We start from the raw sequence: 25,020 nt of genomic DNA on the forward strand, positions 1-25,020 counted from the left end.
CGGGGTCGGATCCCTCCGATCTGCTTACAGGTCGTCTCAAGTGGCAACGGGGCCACTTCCGAAAGGTGCTACAGCATCCATCGGAAGTGGCCCTCTCTCATTGAAAACCCTTTCAAAAACTTATTACAACACAGGGGGGTATGAGATTTGGCTTCGTTTTCGGAATTTCGAAAAAGCGGTCACTGGCCGAGCTTACTTGCTTCCTTTCTCTACTTTGATATCAGTTTCATGATATGGGTGCTGTTGGGGGCGGTATCGGTCTTTGTGGCCGGGGATCTGGGCCTTACGCCGGCGCAGAAGGGATTGATGGTGGCAATCCCGATTCTGGGCGGTTCCTTCTTCCGGATCATCCTTGGAGTGCTGACCGATCGGATCGGGCCAAAGAAAACGGCCGTGATCGGGATGATTCTCACGATGCTTCCTCTGTTTCTACTCTGGGTGTCCGGAAGGACCCTGACGGAATTGTACGCTTATGGATTTTTACTGGGGATTGCCGGGGCCAGCTTTGCTGTCGCCCTGCCCTTGGCCAGTCGATGGTATCCACCTGAACAACAAGGGCTGGTGATGGGAATTGCCGGGGCGGGCAACAGCGGAACCCTGTTGGCGACCTTGTTTGCTCCTCGGATTGCCGAGGCTTTCGGCAGCTGGCATGTCGTATTTGGATTGATGATGATCCCGATGGCGGTCGTGCTTTTGATATTCCTGTTGATTGCCAAAGAACCGCCTGATCAGCCTCCCGCCAAAAAGTGGGTCGACTATTTGGCCGTATTGAAACAACGGGATGCCTGGCTCTTCTGTTTCTTCTACAGCGTTACCTTCGGTGGTTTTGTCGGGATGGCCAGTTTCCTCCCCATTTTCTTTAATGAACAGTACGGTCTGAATGCCGTAACCGCCGGTAATTTCGTCACCCTCTGTGTATTGGCCGGCAGCTTCATCCGCCCTGTCGGAGGCTGGGTTGCCGATAAAGTGGGGGGAGTTCGGATGCTGCAAGTACTGTTTTTAATTATTTCCAGTCTGTTTTTGGTGATTTCCTTCCTGTTGCCCTTTTTCCTTCAGATGGTAGTGCTCTTCCTGGTGATGGCGGCTCTCGGAATGGGAAATGGGGCAGTCTTCCAGCTGGTGCCCCAACGCTTCGGGAAAGAGATTGGTGTCATGACAGGGATCGTGGGAGCAGCCGGGGGAGTGGGCGGATTCTTCCTGCCTTCGCTGATCGGTGCCCTGAAAGGAACAACGGGAACGTTTGCGTCGGGATACCTGCTTATTGCCGGGATCGCAGCCGCTGCCTTTGTTACGATGTGGGTGATCGGGCGAGAGTGGAAGAGCCAGATGGCAGTGGGACAATCAGTCCCCCGGGGAGCGGTCCGTCATGGATAACCGAAATAGCCAGCCGGGTGGGTTTCTGGAACGGTTCCGGCAGAGTGAGATGAAGGAGACGGTGGAGACGACGGAAAAAACACAGTGCCCTTACTGCAGCATGCAGTGCACCATGTGGCTTCGGGAGGAACGAACCCCGCATATCCGCCGTATCGAGGCAATACCAAACCGGGAGGACCCGGTCGTCCAGGGACGGATGTGCATCAAAGGAATGGGAGCCCATGACCATGCCCTGGACCATCCGGACCGTCTGAAAACCCCTCTGCTGCGAAAGGAAGGGGAATTGACTCCGGTATCCTGGGAAGAAGCCATGGAATGGTTTCAGGAAAAAGTAAAACAGACACAAGAGCGGTGGGGGCGGGATGCTGTCGGGGTGTTCGGGGGTGGTTCCCTCACCAACGAAGAAGCCTACCTTCTCGGGAAATTTGCCCGAGTGGCCCTCGGTACCCGCTATATCGATTACAACGGGCGTTTCTGTATGTCCTCGGCCGCTGCTGCAGCCAATCAGGCTTTCGGTGTGGATCGAGGGCTGACCAACCCTCTGGCTGACCTGGCCCTTGCCGACTGCATCATCCTGGCAGGTACCAATATCGCCGAATGTCAGCCGACGATGATCGCTTACCTGCGACAGGCCAAGGAAAGAGGCGCTTCCCTGATTGTGATCGATCCCCGGGAGACGGCAACGGCCCGGCTGGCGGATATGCACCTCGTAGTACGGCCGGGAACGGATGCGACGCTGGTAAATGGGATGTTGAAAGTGATCCTGGAGGAAGGGTTTGTAGACGAAGGGTTCGTCCAGGCGCACACGGTGGGATATGAAGAACTTCGGGAACACTTAAGCGGTGTCTCTCTGATGGAAGTGGCCAGGCGAACCGGGGTTTCCGTATCGGATATTCGGCGAGCCGCCCGCCTCTACGGAAAAGCAGCCAAAGGATTCGTCCTTACCGCCCGGGGGGTGGAACAGCACGCCAACGGAGTGATGAATGTCCGTAATTTCATCAACCTGGTGCTTCTCACGGGAAAAATCGGCTATCCCGGTTCGGGATACGGTGCGGTGACGGGTCAGGGGAACGGACAGGGAGGGCGGGAACACGGGCAAAAGGCCGACCAGCTCCCCGGCTACCGACGAATCGATGACCCGGAACACCGCCGGGCTGTTGCGGCTGTATGGGGCGTGGAGGAAAGCCAACTTCCCGGCCCAGGGGTATCCGCCTACGAGATGTTTGAGGCGATGGATCAAGAAGAGATCCGGGGACTGGTCATTCTCTCTTCCAATCCGGTCGTCTCCGTCCCTAATGCTCATCTGGCAGAAAGGGCCTTAAAAAAATTGGACTTTCTTGTCAGCATCGATCTCTTCCTCTCAGAAACGGCTGAACTGGCGGATTTGGTGCTGCCGGGATCCGCTTACCTGGAAGATGAAGGAACGATGACCAATCTGGAAGGGCGGGTGGTCCTGCGGAAAGCGATTCGCCCCCTGCCGGGAAACGCCCGGCTGGATTGGCAGATCATCGGGGAGATGGCGCGGGTGTTGGGGAAAGAGGAGCACTTTGCCTTTGAGTCGGCAAAAGACATATTCGAAGAGCTCAGGCAGGCGAGCCGGGGCGGTCTTGCCGATTATTCCGGTATCTCCTATGAGCGGATCGAAAAGGAAGACGGGGTGTTCTGGCCTTGTCCGTCTGAAGAGGAGACGGGACAGGAGCGCCTGTTTACCGACGGTCGCTTCTTCCACTCCGATGGCCGGGCTCGCCTGATTGCCGTATCGGATCCCGAACTCCCGGAAAAAACGGAGCGAGACTATCCCTTGGTCCTTACCACGGGAAGAGTGATTTCCCATTACTTGACGGGAGTTCAGACACGGCGGTCACGGTCATTAAACGAAAAAGAGCCGGAACCCTTCTTGTCGGTCCATCCGGCAACCGCCGACTCCCTGGGTTTAAAAGACGGGGAGAAAGCCCGTATCATCTCCCGGCGGGGAGAAATTACGCTGAAAGTGAAGCGAACGGAAAAAATCCGTAAAGATGTGGTCTTCTGCCCCATGCATTGGGGTGGGGAAGGAGCGATCAATCGGCTGACGCTTCCAGAGTTGGATCCGTATAGCCGGATGCCTTCCTTTAAGGCTTGTGCGGTTCGAGTTGAATCGGTGGAACCGAAGAAAAAAGTGCAAAAACGGAAAAAAGTGCGGTCTGTACCGAAACGGAAGCTCGTCGTGGTCGGCAACGGGATGGCTGGCGTCAACGTGGTGGAACATGTGCTCAAACTAGACCGGGATGCTTACGACATCACGATTTTCGGGAAAGAACCCCATCCCAACTACAACCGGATCCTCCTCTCCTCGGTGCTTGCTGGGGATACCGGACTGGAGGACATCGTCCTCAACAGCTGGGAGTGGTACCGGGAAAATGAAATCCAGCTCCACACCGGACGTGCGGTTACCCGGATCGATACCAAGGAGAAACGGGTGTATGCGGAAGGGGGGATTTCCACCCCTTATGACGAGCTGGTGCTGGCCACCGGGTCCGATCCCTTTATGCTGCCGCTTCCGGGAGCGGACAAAGAAGGGGTGATCGCTTTTCGGGACATCAAGGATTGCGAAACGATGATGGAAACGGCCAAACAATACAAGAAGGCGGCCGTCATCGGGGGCGGTCTCTTGGGACTGGAAGCGGCGCGGGGGTTGCTGAACTTAGGGATGGAAGTTCAAGTGATCCACATCTTTGACACCTTGATGGAACGGCAGCTTGACCGTGAAGCGGCCCGGATGCTGCGGATGGAGCTGGAAGAGCAGGGGATGCAGTTCCTGATGGAAAAACAGACGGAGCGGATTCTCGGCGGCAAACGGGTGACGGGGCTTCACTTTAAGGATGGATCCTCCATCGACGCCGATCTGGTGGTGATGGCCGTCGGTATTAAGCCCAACGTGCAGCTGGCCAAGGAGAGCGGAATCGAGATCAACCGGGGCGTCGTAGTAGACGACTGGATGGCCACCGGTGTACCCGGCATCCACGCTGTCGGGGAGTGTGCCGAACACCGGGGGACGGTGTACGGGCTGGTCGCCCCCCACCGGGAACAAGGGGCGGTGCTGGCCAAGCGGCTCTGCGGACTGGAGACGGAACCGTATGAAGGTTCGGTGACCGCCACCAAATTGAAAGTATCGGGGGTGGACGTCTTCTCCGCAGGGGAGTTTAACGACGGACCCGAGACCCGTGCCATCCGCAGTCAGGACGAGTGGAAAGGCATCTATAAAAAAGTACTGTTTCGCGGCAACCGGATTACTGGGGGTGTCCTGTTCGGCGATACGTCGGATTCGGCCTTCCTGCTGGGCTGTATTCGGGAAGGACGGGAGATGACCGATGAGATCCACGCCTCCTTGATGGGAACTGCGACTGGCGGCGGGGGATCGGCGGTTCGGGAGATGGCCGATGACGATCAGGTGTGTGACTGTAACGGCATCTCCAAGGGAGAGATATTGTCTGCCATCCGGGAACGGGACTTAACCGATGTGGAAGGGGTGAAAAGCTGCACCAAAGCGGGCGCTTCCTGCGGCGGATGCAAACCCTTGGTGGCTTCCATCCTGGAGGCGGAGTTGAGCAATCAATCAGCGGGTTGACGCTGCCGGAATCCGATCCGGATGTTTTCTTCCAAGATCTGTACCGTCAGCACCAAGCTGCCGGTTGAAAGTAAAGCGTAAAAATTGAAAGGAGCGAGTTCGATGTCGAAACGGAAGTTGGTATTGGTCGGCAATGGGATGGCTGGCGTCAACGTCGTGGAACATGTGCTCAAACTGGACCGGGATGCTTACGACATCACGATTTTCGGGAAAGAACCCCATCCTAACTACAACCGGATCCTCCTCTCCTCGGTGCTTGCCGGGGATACCGGACTGGAGGACATCGTCCTCAACAGCTGGGAGTGGTACCGGGAAAATGAAATTCAGCTCCACACCGGACGTGCGGTTACCCGGATCGATACCAAGGAGAAACGGGTGTATGCGGAAGGGGGGATTTCCGCCCCTTATGACGAGCTGGTGCTGGCCACCGGGTCCGATCCCTTTATGCTGCCGCTTCCGGGAGCGGACAAAGAAGGGGTGATCGCTTTTCGGGACATCAAGGATTGCGAAACGATGATGGAAACGGCCAAACAATACAAGAAGGCGGCCGTCATCGGGGGCGGTCTCTTGGGACTGGAAGCGGCGCGGGGGTTGCTGAACTTAGGGATGGAAGTTCAAGTGATCCACATCTTTGACACCTTGATGGAGCGGCAGCTGGACCGTGAAGCGGCCCGGATGCTGCGGATGGAGCTGGAAGAGCAGGGGATGCAGTTCCTGATGGAAAAACAGACGGAGCGGATTCTCGGCGGCAAACGGGTGACGGGGCTTCACTTTAAGGATGGATCCTCCATCGACGCCGATCTGGTGGTGATGGCCGTCGGTATTAAGCCCAACGTGCAGCTGGCCAAGGAGAGCGGAATCGAGATCAACCGGGGCGTCGTGGTAGACGACTGGATGGCCACCGGTGTACCCGGCATCCACGCTGTCGGGGAGTGTGCCGAACACCGGGGGACGGTGTACGGGCTGGTCGCCCCCCACCGGGAACAAGGGGCGGTGCTGGCCAAGCGGCTCTGCAGACTGGAGACGGAACCGTACGAAGGTTCGGTGACCGCCACCAAATTGAAAGTATCGGGGGTGGACGTCTTCTCCGCAGGGGAGTTTAACGACGGACCCGAGACCCGTGCCATCCGCAGTCAGGACGAGTGGAAAGGCATCTATAAAAAAGTGCTCCTTCGCGGCAACCGGATTACTGGGGGTGTCCTGTTCGGCGATACGTCGGATTCGGCCTTCCTGCTGGGCTGTATTCGGGAAGGACGGGAGATGACCGATGAGATCCACGCCTCCTTGATGGGAACTGCGACTGGCGGCGGGGGATCGGCGGTTCGGGAGATGGCCGATGACGATCAGGTGTGTGACTGTAACGGCATCTCCAAGGGAGAGATATTGTCTGCCATCCGGGAACGGGACTTAACCGATGTGGAAGGGGTGAAAAGCTGCACCAAAGCGGGCGCTTCCTGCGGCGGATGCAAACCCTTGGTGGCTTCCATCCTGGAAGAAGAGCTCGGAGAAGCGTTTGACCCTGCTGCTTCAGCGAAGACTCCGGTTTGCTCCTGCACCGATCTCACTCGGGACGAAGTGGTGGATGCCATTCGCGAAAAAGGCCTCACCATGGTTCGGGAAACGATGAATGTCCTCGGTTGGAAAGATCCCGAGGGGTGTCCCAAATGCCGTCCGGCGATTAACTATTATTTGAACATGGTGCGGCCAGGGGAGGCCGAGGACGACCGGACATCCCGGGTAGTTAACGAACAGCGGCACGCCAATATCCAGAATGACGGAACGTTCTCCGTGGTGCCCCGGATGTACGGCGGGGTGACGTCCCCTGCGGAACTGCGCCGGATTGCCGATGCGGCGGAGAAATACAACGTACGGATGGTGAAAGTAACCGGTGGCCAGCGGATCGACCTTCTCGGCGTAAAGAAAGAGGATTTGCCGAATATCTGGAAAGATATCGGGATGCCGTCGGGTCATGCATACGCCAAGGGTCTCCGGACCGTCAAGACTTGTGTCGGGGCCGACTTTTGCCGTTTTGGCACCCAGGATTCCATCGGCATGGGAATCCAGATGGAGAAGAAGTTTGAAGGGTTGGATACTCCTCATAAGGTGAAGATGGCTGTCTCCGCCTGCCCCCGCAACTGTGCGGAATCCGGGATTAAAGATTTGGGCGTGGTCGGCGTCGACGGCGGTTGGGAGATCTATGTCGGGGGCAACGGGGGGGTCAACCTGCGTGGAGGCGACTTCCTCTGCAAAGTGAAGACGCAGGAGGAAGTGTTGGAGATCACCGGGGCTTACCTTCAGTTCTACAGAGAGACGGCGGAATACTGGGAGCGCACTTCCGGGTGGCTGGAGCGGATCGGTCTGGAAGCGGTGAAAAAAGCCGTTGTCGACGATTGTGAAAACCGCAAGCAGCTTTTGAAACGGGTGGAAAAGGCTCTGGACAACTATCAGGATCCTTGGAAAGCCGACTCGAAGGATCAGAAAACCCGGCAGACTCTGTATGAAGAAACACGTGTGTGAGAATGGATGAGAGGAGGAACAGAAGATGAAAAAAGTGTCCATCGGCAGAATCGAAGATTTTCTGCCAAAGGGAGGGAAGACGGTTCATGTGGGGGAGGTGGAGCTGGCGGTTTTCCGTCTCTCAAACGGTGACTTTCGGGCGGTGGAAAACCGCTGTCCCCATAAGGGAGGGCCGCTTGCTGAAGGAGTGGTCAGTGGAACGTTCGTTTTCTGCCCTCTTCATGAATACAAGGTGAATCTGTGCGACGGCAAGGTACAGGAGCCTGACACGGGTTGTGTTCGCACCTATCCGATTGAAGTGGAAGGCAATGAAGTACGGGTCTGCCTGACGGAGGAAACAGTGGGGGTTTGACATCCTGAACCACCATGGAATGTATCTATCGCTATACTGGTCCATTCTTGCTCTCTGGAATCAAAGACACGAGTCGGTTACAATCCGGCTCGTGTCTTTGTGGTGCACTAGAGAAAACGCTGTTTAATACGAATTCCGCAGTGGAAATCTAACCATAGAACCAACTTTGATTTGGCTGTATCTGCATGAAGGAGGGTCAACAGTGAACAGAGAGAAACGGGAAGAAAGCACCCGTGAACAAGTGGAACGAATGATGGACGAAGGGTTGGGAGCGGGCATTACCGGCTCGATTTCCGGAAAGGTGGATCATGAAGAAGTGATCCACAAGCAAGAGATGGCGGAACAAAACCGCCAGGAAGCCCAACAGAAAGATGTAGACGCGGAAGGCCGCCATCGTTTTACGATGGATGTGGACCGGATGGTAAACGAAGGACTGGGCAGCGGACGGTTAGAAGAAGGAACGGGATTGATTGAAGAAAGCCATGTCGATGCTGATGCAAAAGACGAAAAATGACGCACGATCACCCGAGAAAAGGTGGGGAAACCCGCCTTTTTTTCATCTTCACACCGGACGAACGGCTGTTGTATGATGGGGAAAGGTTGAAATCACCGACATTCATCCCTATATCTGTATCTTCCAAAGGGGAGTGTTTTCGCTGATGGGGGTTCTCATTTTCATTTTCTTCATTCAGATCGCATATGTGACAACATCCACGCTGCGACTGATTGTGATGATGAAGGGCAATGCCAAGCTGGCTTCCCTGATCAGCTTCGGGGAAGTATTCATCTATATGCTGGGCTTGGCTACGGTGTTGGACAACATGGATCACTGGTACAACCTGGTCGTTTACTGTCTCGGCTTTGCACTAGGGGTTTACACCGGCTCGCTGATCGAGGAGAAGATGGCGATGGGGTATGTAACCGTACAGGTGATTACACGTAAAGAAGATTCCGACATGCCGCAACAATTGCGAAATGCCGGTTTCGGTGTCACATCCTGGTTGGGAGAAGGTTTGAGCGGGGAGCGGTTGGTGCTGATGGTGTTGACTAAAAGACGCCGACAGGCGGAGCTTCTACGAAAAGTGAAGGAGATTGACAGCCAAGCGTTCGTGGTCTCCTCCGAGCCGAAAACATTTATTGGCGGATTCTGGATTCGTCGGGCACAGTGATGACGGATTCGCCTATTCTCACCCGTTAAACGACGGGTGTTTTTTATTTCTTGGCAAGGGGTAGGACTGTTAAAGAGGGTGTTCCTGCACCATCCGGTGTTCGTCGTGTCCGCAATGACGGCAGTACAAATAATGGGGGCATTGGTTTGTAACCCAATCAACCAAACCGTCACTTTTTTTCAAATCGTCAATAGGACGGTAAGGACTGTAATCCGCCAGCAGATCGAAAAAGCGCCCCCGGTCTTCCAGCATCTCTCCACAGTGGGGGCATGTTACTTCCAACAGATCGAAACCATTGCAGACAGGACAACCGGTGATGTGGTCCATGTTACTTTCCCCGTTTTCGGTTGGTGATTAGAGCGTACGCCAATAAAACCAAAAACGCCATGGCAGCACCAATCCAGCCCTCGATGGGATGATCGCCGCTGCCTCGAAAACTGAATACAATCAACAAAGGAATGCCAAATGTGGATAATACCAGCAGTAGATGGTAAAGTCCATTCGTCAGTCTCGCACGGTCCATGCAACCACTCCTATTGGGCGAAGCCCCCAAAATTGTCGTCTTGGAAGGGCAACCACTCTATTGGACGAAGCCCCCATCCTGAAAGGGAGCCACATCCTTTCGGGAATAGCGTTTCACCTCTTTTGTTTGCTATTCATTCATGAAAAAAGCGCCCCCAAAATGGGGAGCGCCCTGTTTAAAGATTCATATTGGAGCTGTGGCCGGGTTGCAGACGGGCTTTGGGATCGATGTATTGTTTGGCATTGTTGACGGCGGTGGGGGCTTCTCCGAACCCGACCGCGATCAGTTTTACTTTGCCCGGATAGGTAGCGATGTCACCAGCAGCATAGATGCCTGGAATATTGGTTTCCATACGGGAATTGACCACGATCGACCCTTTTTCAATCGAAAGTCCCCATTCTTGGATGGGTCCCAGAGATGAGACGAAACCGAAGCTGACGATCACTGCATCGACATCCAGCTCTTCCACAACGCCGCTTTTTTTGTCGCCGATCACTGCCTTTTCTATCTGATTGGCTCCCTCCAAGGATAGGATTTCCCGAGGGGTACGCACATCTACAGTGGAACGGCGCATTTGGTCGACACTGGTTTCATGAGCGCGGAACTTGTCGCGGCGATGAATTACGGTAACCTGACGGGCGATGGGTTCCAGCATGTTTGCCCAGTCTACGGCAGAATCACCACCGCCGGCGATCAGGACGCGTTTGCCTGCAAACTGTTGCAAGTCTTTCACAAAGTAAAACAGGTTTTTTCCTTCAAACTGATCTGCATGGGCCAGCTTCAGTTTGCGGGGTTCAAAAGCGCCGCAACCGGCGGTGATAATGATCGTTTTGGAATAATGAATCCCCTTATCCGTAGTGATGGAAAAAATCCCCTCGTCATTTTTCTCCACTTGAAGCACTTTTTCATCCAGACAAAATTGAGGATCAAAAAGTTTAGACTGTTCTACGAGATTGTCCACCAGATCCTGGGCCAGCACCTTGGGAAAGCCGGCCACATCGTAAATGTACTTTTCGGGATAGAGAGCCGACAACTGGCCACCCAGTTGCGGCAGACTTTCGATCACTTTTACGCTGGATTTGCGCATCCCCGCGTAAAAGGCGGCAAAGAGACCGGTGGGTCCCCCTCCGATAATGGTAATGTCCAGGATATCTTGGGATCGGGTGGTTTCCAAGTAACATGCACCTCCGAAAAACTCGGCATGGGATGGTACCAAGCCGGTGTATGGTTCATAGTCGGCACGTGTATTCCATTTTCAGCCGTATTTTATCATGGATCGGGAGAAATCACCATGAACCGGTGGGATTAATAGCGATGATTGTGAAAAGAATTTCGAAGAAACAGACTCTGCTTCCCGTTTCCCATTGTACTCTGTGTGCCTGTCTGGAACAAATTTTTAACCTTAGGCCTATCCGCTCATAGGCTTTAAGTTACCCTTTCCGAAGGGCAATTGGAGGGCTTCATCTCTAAGCGATTGGTCGTTATTGTGACGCTTTTCACCAACTTGTGCCATGGGTGGAAGGGCTGGGGCAGGGGTACAATGAAAGCAATAGACCCCTTGTCAAATGGAGACGAAATCCTTATTATGATAACTAGTGTGTTTCACAGTTGTCACTGGTTTATTTGTGATTTATTTAACATATACTTAATTGGATGTGGTACAAATGGGTCTTCCTAAAATTGTCGTATTGGGAGCCGGTTACGGCGGTCTGATGACGGTGGTCGGTCTTCAAAAGCAACTGAATATGGCGGAAGCCGAGGTCACACTGGTAAACCAAAATCCGTACCATTATGTGACCACGAAACTGCACGAACCGGCAGCAGGCACCCTGGATTCGGAACATGCCCGTGTATCGCTGGATGACGTGATCAATCGGGACAAAGTGAAGTTTATCCAGGATCGGGTCACCAAGCTGGATGTGGAGAACAAGCAGGTTCACCTGGAGGAAGGGGAACCCCTTTCCTATGATTACGTGGTCTTCGGTCTGGGCAGTGCGCCTGAAACGTTCGGCATCAAAGGGTTGCTGGAAAATGCCTACTTTATCCGTAATCTAGATGGAGTCCGGCTGATCCGGGAACACATGGAGCATTTATTTGCCCAGTACAACAACCGGGAAGAAAAATCGGACGAACCGCTGACCATTGTGGTGGGAGGCGCCGGCTTTACCGGGATCGAATATGTCGGCGAACTGGTGGACCGCATTCCCCACCTCTGCAAACAGTTTGACATTCCCAGGGACAAAGTACGGCTGGTCAATGTGGAAGCGGCTCCGACGGTGCTTCCGGGCTTTGACAAGGAACTGGTCGATTATGCTGTTCAATATCTGGAAGAACGGGGTGTCGAATTCCGGATCAACACCCCGATCGAAGAGTGCACATCGGAGGGGGTCGTTCTCAAAGGAGGAGAAAAGATTCAGTCCTCCCTGGTGGTATGGACCGGTGGGGTTCGGGGGAACGCCTTGTTGGAAGAGGCCGGAATCGAGACGATGCGCGGCCGGGTCAAAGTGGACGAATACCTGCGTGCACCAGGCTATGAGGATGTATTTATCGTCGGAGACAGTTCCCTGATCTTTAATGAAGAAGAGCGGCCCTATCCGCCGACAGCCCAGATGGCGACACAGCAAGGCCAGCATCTGGCCAAAAATCTGTTGGCTCTTCTGCGGGGCGGAGAGATGAAGCCGTTCCGGTTCGAACTGAAAGGAACCCTGGCATCCCTGGGACGCGGTGCTGCCATCGGCATCGTCGGGAAAAAGAAGCTGTTTGGCAAACCGGCTTCCTTCCTGAAGCGGGCCAACGATTGGCGCTGGTTTTTCCAGCTTGGCGGAATCGGCTTGATGATGAAAAAAATGAAGTTATAATAAAAGATTTTCCACCTCATTCTTTTGAGCGGGGTGGTCTTTTTTTTTTGCGGATCCAAACTTTCCCTATTTATTTTTTCTGAATGATCGGTTATCATGAATAACTAATAAACAAAATATAGTGACATCAATACGCAAACAAGGGGGTCGGGTCAGATGGCGACTCACACAGTCGTAACCACCGAAGAAACTTGCCATTACTGCAATGGTGACGGATATAATCAGCTGCTTTTGGGCGGTTCGGAAACCTGTCAACATTGTAAAGGTTCCGGTAAAATGACACATAAAGGATAAGAAATGCCATCCAAGAGCGAGAAGTAAACAACCCCGGTCCATAGGACCGGGGTTGTTTCATTTACAATGTATTCAGGGCATCCATCACGTCGGCATGGTGGATGCAGGTGAACATCGGCACATCCCGCAAGGTGTAACGGCTGGCTTCCGTTTCGCGCAGTTCCTGCACCAACACCGAGAAATCAGTAATCTCATCCGTTTCAAAGGCGACAACGAATTCGTGATCATCGATGCCGAAGCTGTAGGTGGTATTCAGTTTCACGGTCGGATACTTGCTGCCCACCTGGATATGCTCGTCCATCATTCCCTGACGGGCGGGATAGGACAGTTGGTACCAATCCCGGGTCTTGATGAAGGGATAGACAAACAAATATTTTTTGGCTCCGGGGATGATATACACCCGCGGATTTTGGTGCTCAGGGTCCATCTTGTCCACATACATGCTGCGTTTGGTGAAGGAAAGATAGGAATAGGTAATCTCCAGGTATTGTCCCAGCCCTGTGTGCATCAGCTTATGGCTCATCTCCTGGAAGGATTCCACATCTTTGGCGATTCGCCACAGCAAAAGTTCTGCATCCGGGCGGATTCCCACCATTGAATAGGAAAGAACCATCATCCCGTTTTTACCGTGGTATTCCTTTACCACTTCGGCGAATTCCTGTTTGCCGCGCTCTTGCTCTTCTTGACTGAGCCGGCGCCAGGCGGGGTCTACTTTAAAGAATACGAAATTGACATACTGGGTTGGCAGTTTTTTCTGGGCTTGACCGCCATCGGCGGATGGATTGGCCCCGGGCCGACCCATGGGAGGTCTTCCTCCGGATTGTGGCCGCATGCGTAAGTCCCCCTTGTCTACAACATCACCATCATTGTATCCAAACGGAAAACGGGTCGCAAATCTTATGAAGAAGTTTCGCAAGACCGCCACAAACCGATTGTCACGGGAACGTCGTTTGACCAAAGCCGCCTTTTTCTGTACACTTGTGCTGACATGAAAAGGGGTTTATAGACCCGTCGGAGGCTGATGATGTTGCTTCTCCCCCAATATCTGATTTCGATTCCGCTGTTTGCATTTCTCGCATTTGGTATCTCTTTTATTTTAAATATGATTTTGAAAACGACATGGCTCCCGGTTATCTTGTATGTGGGGCTGGTGGGTGTGCTCATCTTCCGGATGGAGCAACTGAAAAATGGTGACTATCTGATGCTGACCGTCGGGCTGATCGGGATTCTCATCGGCAGCTGGGTGATTCAGTATCTGCGAAAACAGGGGTATCGAATGTTTTAACACATCAAGCCGCTCCACAGGGAGCGGCTTGATGATTTTTTATAAGGGGTGATCCGGATCAGGGGGATCAAAACGGTCGGGATAGAGAAGGTGTGCCAGTGTCTCGATTCCTGTCAAGATTCGCTGGGATGGACGGCAGTACCAACCTTCTTCCAAAATGTGGACCCGATCGTCTTGATTGAAAGGAAGACCTTGCCATTCCGGGCGATCCATCAGCTTTTTCTTTTTGACACGGTGGATCGGGACACCGGTCCAAACCGCCAACACCCGGTCGGGTTGACGGCGGGCCACTTCCGCCCAATTCGTTTGGACGCTCTGTCCTTTTTCATCTCCAAAGATATTGACTCCGCCGACCCATTTACTCACATCGGTCAGCCAATTATCCCGCCCTGGCGTAAAAACGGGTTTGGGCCACCACTCCCAGTAAAGACGCGGGGCAGGTCTGTCCCTGGGGATCTTCTCTTTGATTTCGTTCAGGCGGGTCCAAAAGCGGCGCTCTAAATCCTTTCCCCGCTCTTCGATTCCCGCCCGCTGAGCCACCCGGATAAAATCCCGGGGAATACCTTGGATGCGATCAGGGTAAAGAACGAGAGAAGGGAGGCCTTCCCGTTCCAGAGCTTCGATGTTTTTTTCCATCCCGGGAACACTAAGGGATGCCAACACCCAATCCGGTTGAAGTGCTTTTACTTTTTCCATATCAATGTTTAAGTCCGGTCCCAGACGGGGGAGGTTCTGGACCGCGGAAGGCCAGTCCGAGTAATCGTCCACCCCGACAATGCAATCCGTTAATCCCAGCCCCGCCAGGATTTCCGTATTGCTGGGGCAGATGGAGACAATCCGTTGCATGATCTGTTCGCCTCCTTACAAAGGTGTACCCTCAAAATAGCAGAAAGGAGTACCCATTTTTCATGGCAGTCGATTTGAAACGAGCAACGATCCCCTTTCGGGACCGTCAAAGGATGAGAATCAAAGGGAGACAAGTCGTCCTGCGCCCCGCCGACAACGGAGACGCGGAGGAATTGCAGCGACGCTTGGCTCGGGTGGTCCGGGAGGGGGTTTATTTGGATGAAACTCCCGATTCCCTGCCTGGCAAGCAGGAGACGAAAGAGGAGATCCGAGAAATCCAACAACGCGGTGGCATGTATACCGTCGTCGAAGTGGACGGGGAAATTGCCGGTGCTGCCATCCTGAAACGGGGGAGCCGGGGCATCAGCCGTCATACGGTACGCTTCCGCACCTGGCTCACCCCTGGGTATCGCGGGATGGGATTGGGAAAAAAGCTGATGGAATACACGATCGGTTGGGCCCGCGCCAATGGAGTGGAAAAAATTAACCTCGATGTCTGGTCATCCAATGACCGTGCGATTGAACTATATAAAAAATATGGATTCCAGGTGGAGGGTCGTTTACGCAAACAGGCGATTCTCCGGGGTGATTATGTGGATGAAGTGTTTATGGGGTTGTTCCTGTAAACATCATGTCCATAGCCAGAAGATCAACAAGGCGATCCCGATTCCGAACCAAGCGCCCACAAATACTTCAATCGGCTGGTGGCCGAGGATTTCTTTTAATTTGACCCGCGTTTCCTGCGGGTTTTTTTCTTTCATATGGCGAATTTCAGACAGCAATACGGCAAAGTCCTCAGCCAATTGGTTCAGCACTTGTGCCTGCATACCGGCCTGGCGCCGGACCCCTGTGGCGTCGTACATCACGATCAGGGCCAACACAGAGGTAATCGCGAACAGAGGAGAGCCAAACCCTTCCCAGATCCCGATTGCGGTGGCCAAAGAAGTGACGGCGGCAGTATGGCCGCTGGGCATACCGCCGGTATTGAAAATCCAGTTCCAATCCCAACGACGTGTGATGGTGTAGTTCCACGGAACCTTAAGAATTTGCGCCAGCGTAATGGCGGTAAGTGATGCCCACAATGGATAATTGTCCAGTAGTTCCAACATACGCTCCTTCTCGTCCTTTCCCGTTTCTTCCCGCTGGTTCTGTTTTTCCAATTGTGAAGGCGGGATATACAGTCGCGACCATATCTCATTCCCCAGTTTATCGTAATTGAAGGCAACTTCTCCACTCTTTTCTCCTTTTCCTTGACCGCCAACCCGCCTTTGTCTAGTTTTAAAATAGGCGGTCACATCCGTATGATGACCCGTTCTTGGGCCTGCCAGCACGATGACAGGAGGAAATATTTCCATGAACCATGTGATGAAAGACGGAGCCCTGTTCTTACATACGGACGGGAAGGGCAATGTTCCCGCTAAACACGGGCAAGGGTGGGGGCTTTACATCGGGAATATCCGTTTGATGAGCCGAATGGAGTGGTCATTGGAAGGGCCGCCCCCGCACTTGGTTTCCGGGGAGGCGGACGGGGCGGAGGGTCTCTATCGGTTTAGACAGGGAGAAGAAGCCGACGGTTTTGAAGTGGGCTGCCATCGCTGGATCCACGAAGGCATCCTGTTTGAGCGGTGGACGTTGAAAAACCGCAGCTTCGAGGCAGTGGAACAGTCGTTGACGTTTCGTTTTGATGCCGATTTTGCCGACATCCGAACCATCAACCAACAGGAAGGACGGCTGGAAAAAGAGCGTCATGTTGAAACGAAGGCTTCGGGCCTGAAGTTTTCATGCCGAGGAGAGGACGGGGTGGAACGTTCAATGGACGTTCAATTCACCCCTTCTCCTGCCGAGGTCACGGAAGAAGCCGTTACATGGAATCTCCAGCTTGCTCCCCATGGGGAGCAAGTGGTGGATGTTTGCTATCTGCCGATCGTGGAGGGAAAGGAAAGAGCGGTGCCCCCTGCCTTGGAAGCGCTGGCGGATGGCCGTCGTTCCCGTGAAGCGTGGATGGAATCCTGTCCGATTCTGGAGTCGGATGATGAGGATTTGAAGGCTGGCTATCGACGGGGTCTGAGCGATCTTTATCTGTTGCTGGTGGATTCCGGTGAAGGGATGGTGCCATGGGCGGGTCTCCCCTGGAACGGTGCCATCCACGGCCGGGACAGTCTGATCGCAGCCTGGCAATCCCTGATGATCCGACCCGACTTGGCAAAAGGGGTGTTGCGCACATTGGCCCGCCATCAGGGGAGAAAGGAGGATGCGGCCAGCGGTGAGGAACCGGGAAAAATCATGGGGGAGTGTCAGGCCCAGACACCCGAATACTTCAGTATCGAATCCACCCCGCTCTTTTTAATCCTGTTGGCCGAATGGCATCATTGGACCGGAGACGATGATTTTTTACGGGAGATGCTTCCCCATGTGCGCAAAGCGATGGATTGGATGGATCGCCGCGTCGAAGAAGGGGGTGGATGGATTGTTTCCCCCGCCGGCCATGGTTGGAAAAGCTCTCTCGATGTGTGGGGCGAAAGAAAGGAGGAACCGGTTGCTTGGGTGGATGTGCAGGGTTATGCGATCCAGGCCAAACGGGCTTGGTCCCGGACCTTTCACTACCTGGGCAATCTGGATGATGCCCGCAACCTGTCTCAGGAAGCAAAGGAGTGGACGAAGCGATTGATCCGGGACTTTTGGCAGGAAGAAGAGGGCTATTTTTCCACTGTGCGAAGCGGAGGAGAAATCCTCCCCGCCGTTACCGGCAGTCCCGGTCATTTGCTGCTTGCGGGTATATTGGACTCTACACGGTCCGAAGCGGTCGCGGAACGTCTGCTGAAACCGGATTTGTTCAGCGGATGGGGGATTCGTACACTCAGTACCGACGATCCCGATTATCGTCCGTTCAGCCGTCACCAGGGATCCGTTTGGCCTCATGATACCGCTTGGATTGCAGCGGGGATGATAGAGATGGGATTGCGGGAGGCAGCCGATCCATTGATGCGTGCCCTGTTGGATGCAGCGCGGGCTTTTCCGGGGCATCAGCTGCCTGAACGTTTTGCCGGTCATTCCCGCAACAACAATAAGCCGGTTGCCGCTCCCGCGGCTTGTTCTCCGCAAGCCATTTCGGCGGGAAGCCTATTTACGCTGCTGAAGGGGATGACCGGGTTGCGGCCCGATACGCCTCGACGACTGATTCGGCTGTCGCCCCATCTGCCAGAAGGGGTGAACCATTTGCATCTGCAGGGAATTCGGATAGGAAAGGGAAATCTCGATATCCAGATGCGGCGTTGGGAAAAGGAGACCTATGTCCAAGTGGACCGCAATACCACCGGCTGTCAGGTCGTGATCGCCTGAATCAATTCCCGATGACGGGTTTTGACCTTATATCTAGGATCATTTGAAGGAGTGGAGTCATGTCCCCATTTTGGATTATGGTGGGATTGTCGTTGGGTTTGATGTCGGTCGGGCTGGTGGGGTGGGGTTTGCTGCGGTTTTATTCCCGGATCGGCTCTTCTAAAGCCGGTCAACCCCTCCGGAGTAGCCAATCGGTGGTTCTTCCTTCCCTTTCGCCTGACGAATGGGAATGGTTTGAGAAAGGAGAGCTAGCCCAACGGACGGGTTTATCCCCGGACAAAAGCGTCCCTTTGTCCATCGAGAGAGAGGCTGTTCCAGACAGGCCGGATTGGATTCGTCTGCACGTTTCCGTGTCCCAGTCCGAACCACAAACCATCCGCCGGGCAGTGGGAGAAGGATTGAAGCGATTGGACGACACCCTTCACGGAGGGGAAGTCCGGGTATATACCGATGGCCAATGGGTCGGGACCGGTGGAATGATTCGGAAAGAAACGGCCGTGCCTTGGATTAAGGGCCTGACGGGCCCGGATCGCGAAACCCCTGTTCGGCTCCTGCGCCGTACAGGAACGGCTGTGTATGGGGTATGGAAGGGATCCGACTAAAAAGGCCTCCACGGATGGGGAGGCCAAGGCTGCTAGCAAACCTCTTCAATGGGAAAGGAGAGCGATTATCCAGACAGACACGAGTACTACAGTTGGGCTTATAAGAGCAGGTGCAGAGAGAGAAGGGAGGGTGGTGGGATGGCTGCGATCCTTTGCACTCACAGAGCACAAGTCTCGCCAGAGTCACTTCGTTCCCGGTCTCGCTATGCGCTTTTTGCAAGAGATCGAAGACAGCCCGCCAGCCCGACCAACCCACGCTCCTATACTCGCTTCGTACAAATGCAACTGTAGTACTAGGAGGAACGGTCCTCTGCCGGCCGCGGAATGTTGACCCGACGGAGACCGTTGATCCGCCACAATACGGATCCGCTGAACACAAACAGAACGATCCCTCCTAACAAAAGCCATCCCCCAGGAGTATAAAGAAGCAAAGGGATGATCGCATCAAAGGTAAAAGTGACCGGTGTACCGAAAAAGGCGAAATAACAACCGAACAACATGAGGATCAAGCTGGCGGCTTGCAGGACGACCAACACGGAGCCTTCTTGGAAAAGCCGTTGATCCTTATTCATCTGGGTAACCTCCATATGGATACCCCATCCCTTGAGAGTGGGGAGGAATATGGAGGGGGTGTGAGAGCCCCCATTTGTTTGCGGTTTACACCGCGTTGTGCCAGTGACATCCCATCCCTATCCTATTATATTCTGTTTATTCCAACAAAACCCTTCCGGTCCATCACATTTTGATTACAAATGCGGTAGAGAATAATTGGGAGAGAAAAGGGGAGAGAGTTCCTTGCAACCCATGGTGGTCGTCAAACGGGGAGAAGAGGTGGAGAGCCGTCACATCGGCCATGTGGCCGTGGTGGATTCCGATGGCCGTTTGTTGTATGAATGGGGTGACCCGGAGCGTCCCACTTTTCCCCGCTCAGCCATGAAACCGTTTCAGGCGATTCCGGTAGTCACTTCAGGGGCGGCGGACCGGTTTCATATGGATGATGCGGATCTGGCCCTCTGCTGTGCTTCCCACAACGGCGAGGAGCGGCATCGCGCACGGGCTCAGTCAATACTGGAACGGACGGGGCAGACTGCCGCTGTTCTGGCGTGCGGGACCCATCTCCCTCGGGATCCGGAGAGCCAACAGGAAGTGATTCGAAAGGGAATCGAATTCACTCCATATTTCAGTAACTGCTCGGGAAAACATGCCGGAATGGTGGCCACCGCTGTCCATCTGGGAGAAGATCCCGAGGGATACGAACGGCCGGAACACCCCGTGCAGCAGCGGATTTTAGAAACTGTCTGCGACATGACCGCTACCCCCCGGGAGCAGGTGAGTTGGGGAGTGGATGGCTGCAACGTCCCGGCTCATCGCATCCCGCTCCGAAACCTGGCTTTAGGGTTTGCTCAAATGGCCGATCCCGTATCGATCGGCGATAAACCTGTGCGGCGGGCTGTGGAACGGATCACGTCCGCGATGATCGCCGTGCCGGAGATGGTGGCGGGGAAAAACCGGTTCTGCACCGATCTGATGCGTGCGTTTAACGGACGCCTCGCGGGCAAGGTGGGGGCGGAGGCGGTTTACGGGATCAGCGACAGGCAGCGGGGCATCGGGATCGCCGTCAAAGTGGAAGACGGAACGCAGCGGGCTCTCTATGCGACGGTGATGGAGGTGTTGCGCCAGTTGGGATTGGACCGGGAAGAGCCGGAAGCGTTCCGCTCCCTGGCGTCTTACCATCAGCCCGTGGTAAAAAGCATGAGCGGCCAAGCGGTGGGAAAAATCCTTCCTGTTCTGGAACTGAAGAGATCCGATTGATGCTAAGCGGATTAGAAAACCGGCCCGTGTGCATTCACTCGCACACGGGCCGGTATTGTTACGGGCCCGGTTCCAGTCGTTCGATCTTCCCTTGTCCCCAGGGTGCGACTTTTAGGTGTACCACGGGTGTCTTCTCGGGTGCTTCCCAGGCTGTTCCTGTTCCTTCCGGAACATAATAGCGTTCCAGCCCGTAAGTGAGGGTCAGGCTCTTTGTTTCTCGTTCCTCCTCGTCATATAACCACTCCGTGCGAGCCCGGGCCTTCAGAAAAACCTCGCCGGGTTCGGTTCGGGGGCGCTGCGGCACCACTTCCTTGACGATGTGGACCTCTCCCTGCGGCTCCAGCACCACATAGACCGGATCGCCGTCCGGTTCCCCCTCTCCCTGCCAGCGGTCAAAGGGAACTTCGTGGATGTCATAGAAGAGCGCGACATAATCTCCGTACAACCAATCGCGGGGGTCGACCGGTTTGGTTTCCAGGCGGATCTCTTTTCCGAACCACCCGACGGCCGTGTGGCCGAGCGCAAGGCCGACCAACACCAACACCTGGGCGATGATGATGAAGATGAAGGGTTTGCGACGCATCAGTGTTCACCCCCTGTTCGGAAACGGCCCTGTTTGGTCCGTTGCAGGATTCCGCCCAGTACGAAGAGAATCACTCCTCCTACCAGGAAAAAGAGGGATTTGGGCATAAAATCCCACGCAGCATGGATATAGGCCAGGATGGTGGTAAACAAAAACAGGATGATACCGAGGTTGGCCTTTCCCCGTTCTGCGGATGCCATGCCGCGGATCAACAGAGTGAGGGAGAAAGCGAACAAAATGGTGAGTGTCAGCAGGGTATGGATCGGCGGGGAGGTCCAGACACTCACATAAAAATATGGTATGAACAGCATCCAGCCGTCCAAGTCCCGCAACCGCTGCTGACGTTGCAAGGCCCACAAAAAGAGCAGAAACAGTCCTCCTGTCACAGACAGATAGAGGGAAGAGGAAGGCAGGGTAATCCCGTTCCAATCATCGCTTCCAGGGTAAGTAAACAACAGGGCGATCACAGACAGGTAAGCGCCTCCCAGCGAGATCGTACGCAAGGGGGAACGCCAAGGACGAGGCAGCCATTCGCTTACGGTAACAAAGGCCATTAAGAGAGGCAAAAACCACAACCAGTCCGTCTCGATGGTGACTATCCATAACCAAGCTTGGGCCACCGTTCCGACGGCCCACAACCATCGAAACATCCCATGTTCCCGTTTGGCTGCTTCCCAGCCGAACAAGCCCGTAAACAGGACAGCAGTCACATAACTGTATGCTCCCATCTCAAGCACGCTGATCCACTGGGAGAGTGACCAGATGACAAACACGAGAATCGATAGGAATCCGTGTCCAAATAGGCGGGAGACGAACCAGGCCGCCAACCCCCACAAAATGAAAAGACGGACGTCATGGGCCACATACTGAAAGGTCTGCCCGACCAAGACCATACCGGCACCAAACGAGATCACCCCCAATCCCGCCAAGGCGGCTCCGAGATGGGGATGACCACGCTGGAGCAACGTACCTCCTGTCAAGTAAAACGCTACCATGGACAGCACCAGAATTGCCAACCGTCCGAGGGGAGGGATGCCGTCCCAGTTGGAAGCCACGAAGGACAGGATCCCCAGCCCCATCAAAAGGGAACCCAGTGTGGGCAGCCAGGATTGAATCCGGTTCTCCTTTCGGGGTGTTCGTTCCAACAAACGTTGATATTGCTCCCGGGTGAGGATCCCTTCCTTCACCCAGGAGGGACCTTCTTGTTCCAGCCATTTTCGTGACATCAAGGTTCCTCCTTGAATGGAAATAAAAACATATTCATCATATGAGTGTTCAATTCCTTTAAGAAGAGTCGATTGATTAAGTGAAGGAAATGTGAAAGGAGAGGAATGCCATGGCGAAGGGGGAGCGGGCTGGTGTTTATCGCAGAGGGGGATGGCGGAGGTGGAGCCGGTTCTGGTTGGCCGTATGGGTGGCAATGACGCTGACCGCTTGCGTTCCCGGTGAGTTCGATGAAAGCCAATTGCCTCCCCTGCCCCGTATTACAGTAGACGGAAAAGAGGTGAAGAGTGTACAAAGCTCCTACTGTTGGAAAACGTGGAATTCGTCAGTCTGTGCAGACATGGCCCATTCGGTTGATCTGATGAAGAAAGAATCAGCCGTCTCGGTAAGACCCGGTGCTCTGATCGAGCTGGAGTACGAGGACCCTCCTGATACCCGCCACATCGAAGCGTTCCGGGAGAGTGAGCCCCTCGAGCGGGAGGACGACGAGGCGTGGACAGTACCCGCTGAGCCGGGCCGGGTGGTCTTTCGTGTGACCGGATGGTGGAAAGAAGGGGACAGTTCGGTAGCATTTGTGGTGGAAGTGGAGCGATGATACCCGCCATTCGGCTTCGGGGAATACAAAACGTGTGATAGTGATGTAAAAAAGTTTTTTAAAATGTGGAGGATTGATTTCCTGACTTTTTATAATTGGAAATGATCTCCTACATACGAAAACAAGGATAGTTAAAGGACCTTCACTTTTGAAATAGAGATTAAAAGTTGGTTACTCCCTGTTTCATTTATGATTTTTATTGAATTTGAATAGAAAAAATCCTTAAAATTGGCGATGTATCCGCTTTTTCATGCTTCAGAGAGATAAAGGGTAAAAATCAGAGTTTATATTTTTCCGTTTTTTTGTTCAATTAATATTCCCAAAAACAGTAATCGTGTAGTAGAATAAAGATAACAATCCCAAATGAGGTGAGGTCATGTCCGTTTCAAGCATTCATGAAATCGGCGAAATTATCCGTAAAGTGAGGAAAGAGCGGGGGCTCCGTCTGGAAGATCTTGCGGATGAAAATATCTCTCCGGCCACGATTAGTAACATTGAACGTGGGGTTTCCCACGTTAGTCCCGATAAAGCAATGTATCTTCTTAAAAAATTGGATTTGAGTATTGACAAAATTCCCGAAATGATGTTACAGGAACAGAAGGATTTAGAGAAGATAAAATTTCGAATGCTTGGTATCGAGGTGACCATCAGCACAGGAGAAATAGACGAGGCGATAGGGTCTCTAAATGAGTTTAATCTGGAGGAAAACCATCCATATGCAGCAACAATGCACTATTTAAAGGGAAAGTCTTATCGGTTGAAACAGAACTGGAAGCGTGCAGAACGATCCTATTATAAAGCAATTCAATTATCTAGTCAGAGATTTCAATCCAAAAACATTGAAGCTATTAGTTTCCTGGAGTTAGGAGTTTGTTGTCATTTTCAAAATGACCTTGAAAAAGCATTGCAGTTTACTGAAAGCGCTATGGATGCTTTCGTAGAAAATGGTGAACGTCAATATCTTAAATATCTGTTGTTTATGAACAAAGCAATATATTTGGAACGGTTAGGTAGATGTAGTGAAAGTTTGAGTGTTGTTGATAAGGTTTGGAGCTCTCGTGATAAGATAAAACAGTCAAGTGTCCTTCTCACTTTTTATTGGTTACGAGCAGAACTAAATAGAAAGTTAAAACAACATGATCAATCGATTGAGTTCGCAACGGAAGGTCTGGATTTAGCACGATTGAATCAACAATATAACTTAATGTTTGATCTTTGGACAGTGTTAGGTAATGTATATTTAGATCTTGATAAATTGGAAGAATCTGAGTATTGTTTCGATCAAGTGCTGTTGCTTCGAGGGAGAAATGTAGAAGAAGATAAGTTTATCACTGCATATTCTAGCCTTGGTTTGCTTCACATGATACAAATGGAATGGGAAAAGGCTGAAGATTCTATTAAAAAGGCTATTGAAGTAGGAGAAAAATTTAATGATGCACCACGGCTTGACAATGCACTTCAAATCATGGGCGACTTCTATTGTAAACAAGAAAAGACGGAAGAGGCAATCAAATTCTACAATCGATCTTTAGAGCTGGCCCGTAGACATGGATATAAAAAGCGAGAATATGTCGCCCTCTATCGATTGGCTAAGTGTTGGGAAGGACGTAACGAGCAGGAATTCCAGAAGTACACCGCTAATATGTATACAGTACAAAAGGAACTTGAAGAATTGGGGGTGAAGATGTTCGATGAAACAAAGTAACCGGAAAAAAATTCTGCTTTTTATCTCCATTTCGCTTATGTCTGGAATGTTGTTTGTAAGTGATAAAACGGTAAACATGGAAGCGCTTTCAGTTTACGCTACTGAATCGGATAATGTTATATCAAGTAATCCTGCCGGGGGTTAAACTTCTTCTAAAAAGATATCACCAGAAAAGATATCACCAGTCTGAGATAAAACATGTCCGGGATCTCATGTAATCTAAATTGAATCAAGGCAGTTTATTTTATTATCTTTTTCAATTAAAACCCTCAACTAGTTCAATGATCAATGAGGCAGCCTTTCCAAACAGAAATGCTGCCTCATTCATCTAACCC

At 53.0% G+C, this 25,020-nt stretch carries 24 protein-coding genes; 15 read left to right on the forward strand and 9 right to left on the reverse strand.

Annotated features, from left to right (window positions below; translation table 11 throughout):
- Nucleotides 1-147: 147 nt before the first annotated feature.
- The 6 genes from JOE21_RS11110 to JOE21_RS11135 all read left to right on the forward strand — a co-directional run bounded on the left by JOE21_RS11110 (nt 148) and on the right by JOE21_RS11135 (nt 9,019).
- On the forward strand, nt 148-1,374 hold the full coding sequence (locus JOE21_RS11110; RefSeq protein WP_309865963.1) for a nitrate/nitrite transporter: 1,227 nt from the start codon (nt 148-150) through the stop codon (nt 1,372-1,374).
- Nucleotides 1,367-4,981, forward strand: coding sequence for an assimilatory nitrate reductase catalytic subunit NasC (gene nasC / locus JOE21_RS11115; RefSeq protein ID WP_309865965.1), 3,615 nt, complete (start codon nt 1,367-1,369; stop codon nt 4,979-4,981). The genes JOE21_RS11110 and nasC overlap by 8 nt, the downstream gene beginning before the upstream one ends.
- 102 nt (nt 4,982-5,083) lie before the next feature.
- Nucleotides 5,084-7,498, forward strand: coding sequence for a nitrite reductase large subunit NirB (nirB, locus tag JOE21_RS11120; RefSeq protein ID WP_309865967.1), 2,415 nt, complete (start codon nt 5,084-5,086; stop codon nt 7,496-7,498).
- A gap of 25 nt (nt 7,499-7,523) precedes the next feature.
- Nucleotides 7,524-7,850 (forward strand): nitrite reductase small subunit NirD, encoded by a 327-nt coding sequence (gene nirD, locus JOE21_RS11125; protein WP_309865969.1) that lies wholly within the window; start codon nt 7,524-7,526, stop codon nt 7,848-7,850.
- Nucleotides 7,851-8,052: 202 nt separating this feature from the next.
- Nucleotides 8,053-8,364, forward strand: coding sequence for a hypothetical protein (locus tag JOE21_RS11130; RefSeq protein WP_309865971.1), 312 nt, complete (start codon nt 8,053-8,055; stop codon nt 8,362-8,364).
- 145 nt (nt 8,365-8,509) lie between these two features.
- Nucleotides 8,510-9,019, forward strand: a complete 510-nt coding sequence (locus tag JOE21_RS11135) for a DUF2179 domain-containing protein (protein WP_309865973.1) — start codon at nt 8,510-8,512, stop codon at nt 9,017-9,019.
- 69 nt (nt 9,020-9,088) lie between these two features.
- Here JOE21_RS11135 and JOE21_RS11140 read toward each other — a convergent pair whose 3' ends face one another.
- The 3 genes from JOE21_RS11140 to JOE21_RS11150 all read right to left on the reverse strand — a co-directional run bounded on the left by JOE21_RS11140 (nt 9,089) and on the right by JOE21_RS11150 (nt 10,716).
- Nucleotides 9,089-9,346: a hypothetical protein gene (locus tag JOE21_RS11140; RefSeq protein ID WP_309865976.1), complete on the reverse strand. Its 258-nt coding sequence runs from the start codon at nt 9,344-9,346 to the stop codon at nt 9,089-9,091.
- Nucleotide 9,347: 1 nt separating this feature from the next.
- A complete protein-coding gene (locus JOE21_RS11145) occupies nt 9,348-9,542 on the reverse strand; it encodes a hypothetical protein (protein WP_309865979.1) in 195 nt (64 codons plus the stop codon).
- A 175-nt stretch (nt 9,543-9,717) separates the two neighbouring features.
- Nucleotides 9,718-10,716 carry an NAD(P)/FAD-dependent oxidoreductase gene (locus tag JOE21_RS11150; RefSeq protein WP_309865981.1) on the reverse strand — a complete coding sequence of 333 codons (999 nt, stop codon included), beginning with the start codon at nt 10,714-10,716 and terminating at the stop codon, nt 9,718-9,720.
- Nucleotides 10,717-11,206: 490 nt separating this feature from the next.
- On the opposite strand from JOE21_RS11150, the gene JOE21_RS11155 reads away from it, so the two are divergent.
- A complete protein-coding gene (locus JOE21_RS11155) occupies nt 11,207-12,400 on the forward strand; it encodes an NAD(P)/FAD-dependent oxidoreductase (RefSeq protein ID WP_309865983.1) in 1,194 nt (397 codons plus the stop codon).
- A 156-nt stretch (nt 12,401-12,556) separates the two neighbouring features.
- Nucleotides 12,557-12,694 (forward strand): YuiA family protein, encoded by a 138-nt coding sequence (locus JOE21_RS11160; protein ID WP_309865986.1) that lies wholly within the window; start codon nt 12,557-12,559, stop codon nt 12,692-12,694.
- 61 nt (nt 12,695-12,755) lie between these two features.
- On the opposite strand, the gene JOE21_RS11165 is transcribed toward JOE21_RS11160, so the two are convergent.
- Entirely contained in the window at nt 12,756-13,496 is a 741-nt protein-coding gene (locus tag JOE21_RS11165; RefSeq protein WP_309865989.1) for a chlorite dismutase family protein, read from the reverse strand.
- A 222-nt stretch (nt 13,497-13,718) separates the two neighbouring features.
- Between JOE21_RS11165 and JOE21_RS11170 the strand changes: the two genes are divergently transcribed.
- Nucleotides 13,719-13,979 carry a YuiB family protein gene (locus tag JOE21_RS11170; protein WP_309865991.1) on the forward strand — a complete coding sequence of 87 codons (261 nt, stop codon included), beginning with the start codon at nt 13,719-13,721 and terminating at the stop codon, nt 13,977-13,979.
- 39 nt (nt 13,980-14,018) lie between these two features.
- Here the strand turns inward: JOE21_RS11170 and JOE21_RS11175 are convergent, their stop codons facing one another.
- Nucleotides 14,019-14,825, reverse strand: a complete 807-nt coding sequence (locus JOE21_RS11175) for a cobalamin-binding protein (RefSeq protein ID WP_309865993.1) — start codon at nt 14,823-14,825, stop codon at nt 14,019-14,021.
- A gap of 62 nt (nt 14,826-14,887) precedes the next feature.
- Here JOE21_RS11175 and JOE21_RS11180 point away from each other — a divergent pair, with 62 nt between their 5' ends.
- A complete protein-coding gene (locus JOE21_RS11180; RefSeq protein WP_309865996.1) occupies nt 14,888-15,451 on the forward strand; it encodes a GNAT family N-acetyltransferase in 564 nt (187 codons plus the stop codon).
- A gap of 3 nt (nt 15,452-15,454) precedes the next feature.
- On the opposite strand, the gene JOE21_RS11185 is transcribed toward JOE21_RS11180, so the two are convergent.
- Nucleotides 15,455-16,180, reverse strand: coding sequence for a divergent PAP2 family protein (locus JOE21_RS11185; RefSeq protein WP_309865998.1), 726 nt, complete (start codon nt 16,178-16,180; stop codon nt 15,455-15,457).
- Between JOE21_RS11185 and JOE21_RS11190 the strand changes: the two genes are divergently transcribed.
- Nucleotides 16,179-18,164: an amylo-alpha-1,6-glucosidase gene (locus tag JOE21_RS11190; RefSeq protein ID WP_309866000.1), complete on the forward strand. Its 1,986-nt coding sequence runs from the start codon at nt 16,179-16,181 to the stop codon at nt 18,162-18,164. The two genes, JOE21_RS11185 and JOE21_RS11190, sit on opposite strands and share 2 nt — an antisense overlap.
- Nucleotides 18,165-18,223: 59 nt before the next feature.
- The gene (locus tag JOE21_RS11195; RefSeq protein ID WP_309866002.1) at nt 18,224-18,766 is read left to right on the forward strand and encodes a hypothetical protein; all 543 of its coding nucleotides are present in this window, start codon (nt 18,224-18,226) and stop codon (nt 18,764-18,766) included.
- A gap of 293 nt (nt 18,767-19,059) precedes the next feature.
- Here the strand turns inward: JOE21_RS11195 and JOE21_RS11200 are convergent, their stop codons facing one another.
- Complete coding sequence (locus tag JOE21_RS11200; RefSeq protein WP_309866004.1) at nt 19,060-19,338, reverse strand: hypothetical protein; 279 nt, start codon at nt 19,336-19,338, stop codon at nt 19,060-19,062.
- Between the two features lie 223 nt (nt 19,339-19,561).
- Here JOE21_RS11200 and JOE21_RS11205 point away from each other — a divergent pair, with 223 nt between their 5' ends.
- Nucleotides 19,562-20,578: an asparaginase gene (locus JOE21_RS11205; protein WP_374709349.1), complete on the forward strand. Its 1,017-nt coding sequence runs from the start codon at nt 19,562-19,564 to the stop codon at nt 20,576-20,578.
- Nucleotides 20,579-20,636: 58 nt separating this feature from the next.
- On the opposite strand, the gene JOE21_RS11210 is transcribed toward JOE21_RS11205, so the two are convergent.
- Nucleotides 20,637-21,161 carry a GDYXXLXY domain-containing protein gene (locus JOE21_RS11210; protein WP_309866005.1) on the reverse strand — a complete coding sequence of 175 codons (525 nt, stop codon included), beginning with the start codon at nt 21,159-21,161 and terminating at the stop codon, nt 20,637-20,639.
- Nucleotides 21,161-22,387, reverse strand: a complete 1,227-nt coding sequence (locus tag JOE21_RS11215; protein ID WP_309866006.1) for a DUF2157 domain-containing protein — start codon at nt 22,385-22,387, stop codon at nt 21,161-21,163. The genes JOE21_RS11210 and JOE21_RS11215 overlap by 1 nt, the downstream gene beginning before the upstream one ends.
- Nucleotides 22,388-22,497: 110 nt before the next feature.
- Between JOE21_RS11215 and JOE21_RS11220 the strand changes: the two genes are divergently transcribed.
- Both JOE21_RS11220 and JOE21_RS11225 read left to right on the forward strand, forming a co-directional pair.
- The gene (locus JOE21_RS11220) at nt 22,498-22,980 is read left to right on the forward strand and encodes a hypothetical protein (RefSeq protein WP_309866008.1); all 483 of its coding nucleotides are present in this window, start codon (nt 22,498-22,500) and stop codon (nt 22,978-22,980) included.
- A 376-nt stretch (nt 22,981-23,356) separates the two neighbouring features.
- Nucleotides 23,357-24,685 carry a tetratricopeptide repeat protein gene (locus JOE21_RS11225; protein WP_309866010.1) on the forward strand — a complete coding sequence of 443 codons (1,329 nt, stop codon included), beginning with the start codon at nt 23,357-23,359 and terminating at the stop codon, nt 24,683-24,685.
- Nucleotides 24,686-25,020: the final 335 nt, after the last annotated feature.

It is taken from the genome of Desmospora profundinema (genome assembly GCF_031454155.1).
Classification (GTDB): domain Bacteria; phylum Bacillota; class Bacilli; order Thermoactinomycetales; family DSM-45169; genus Desmospora; species Desmospora profundinema.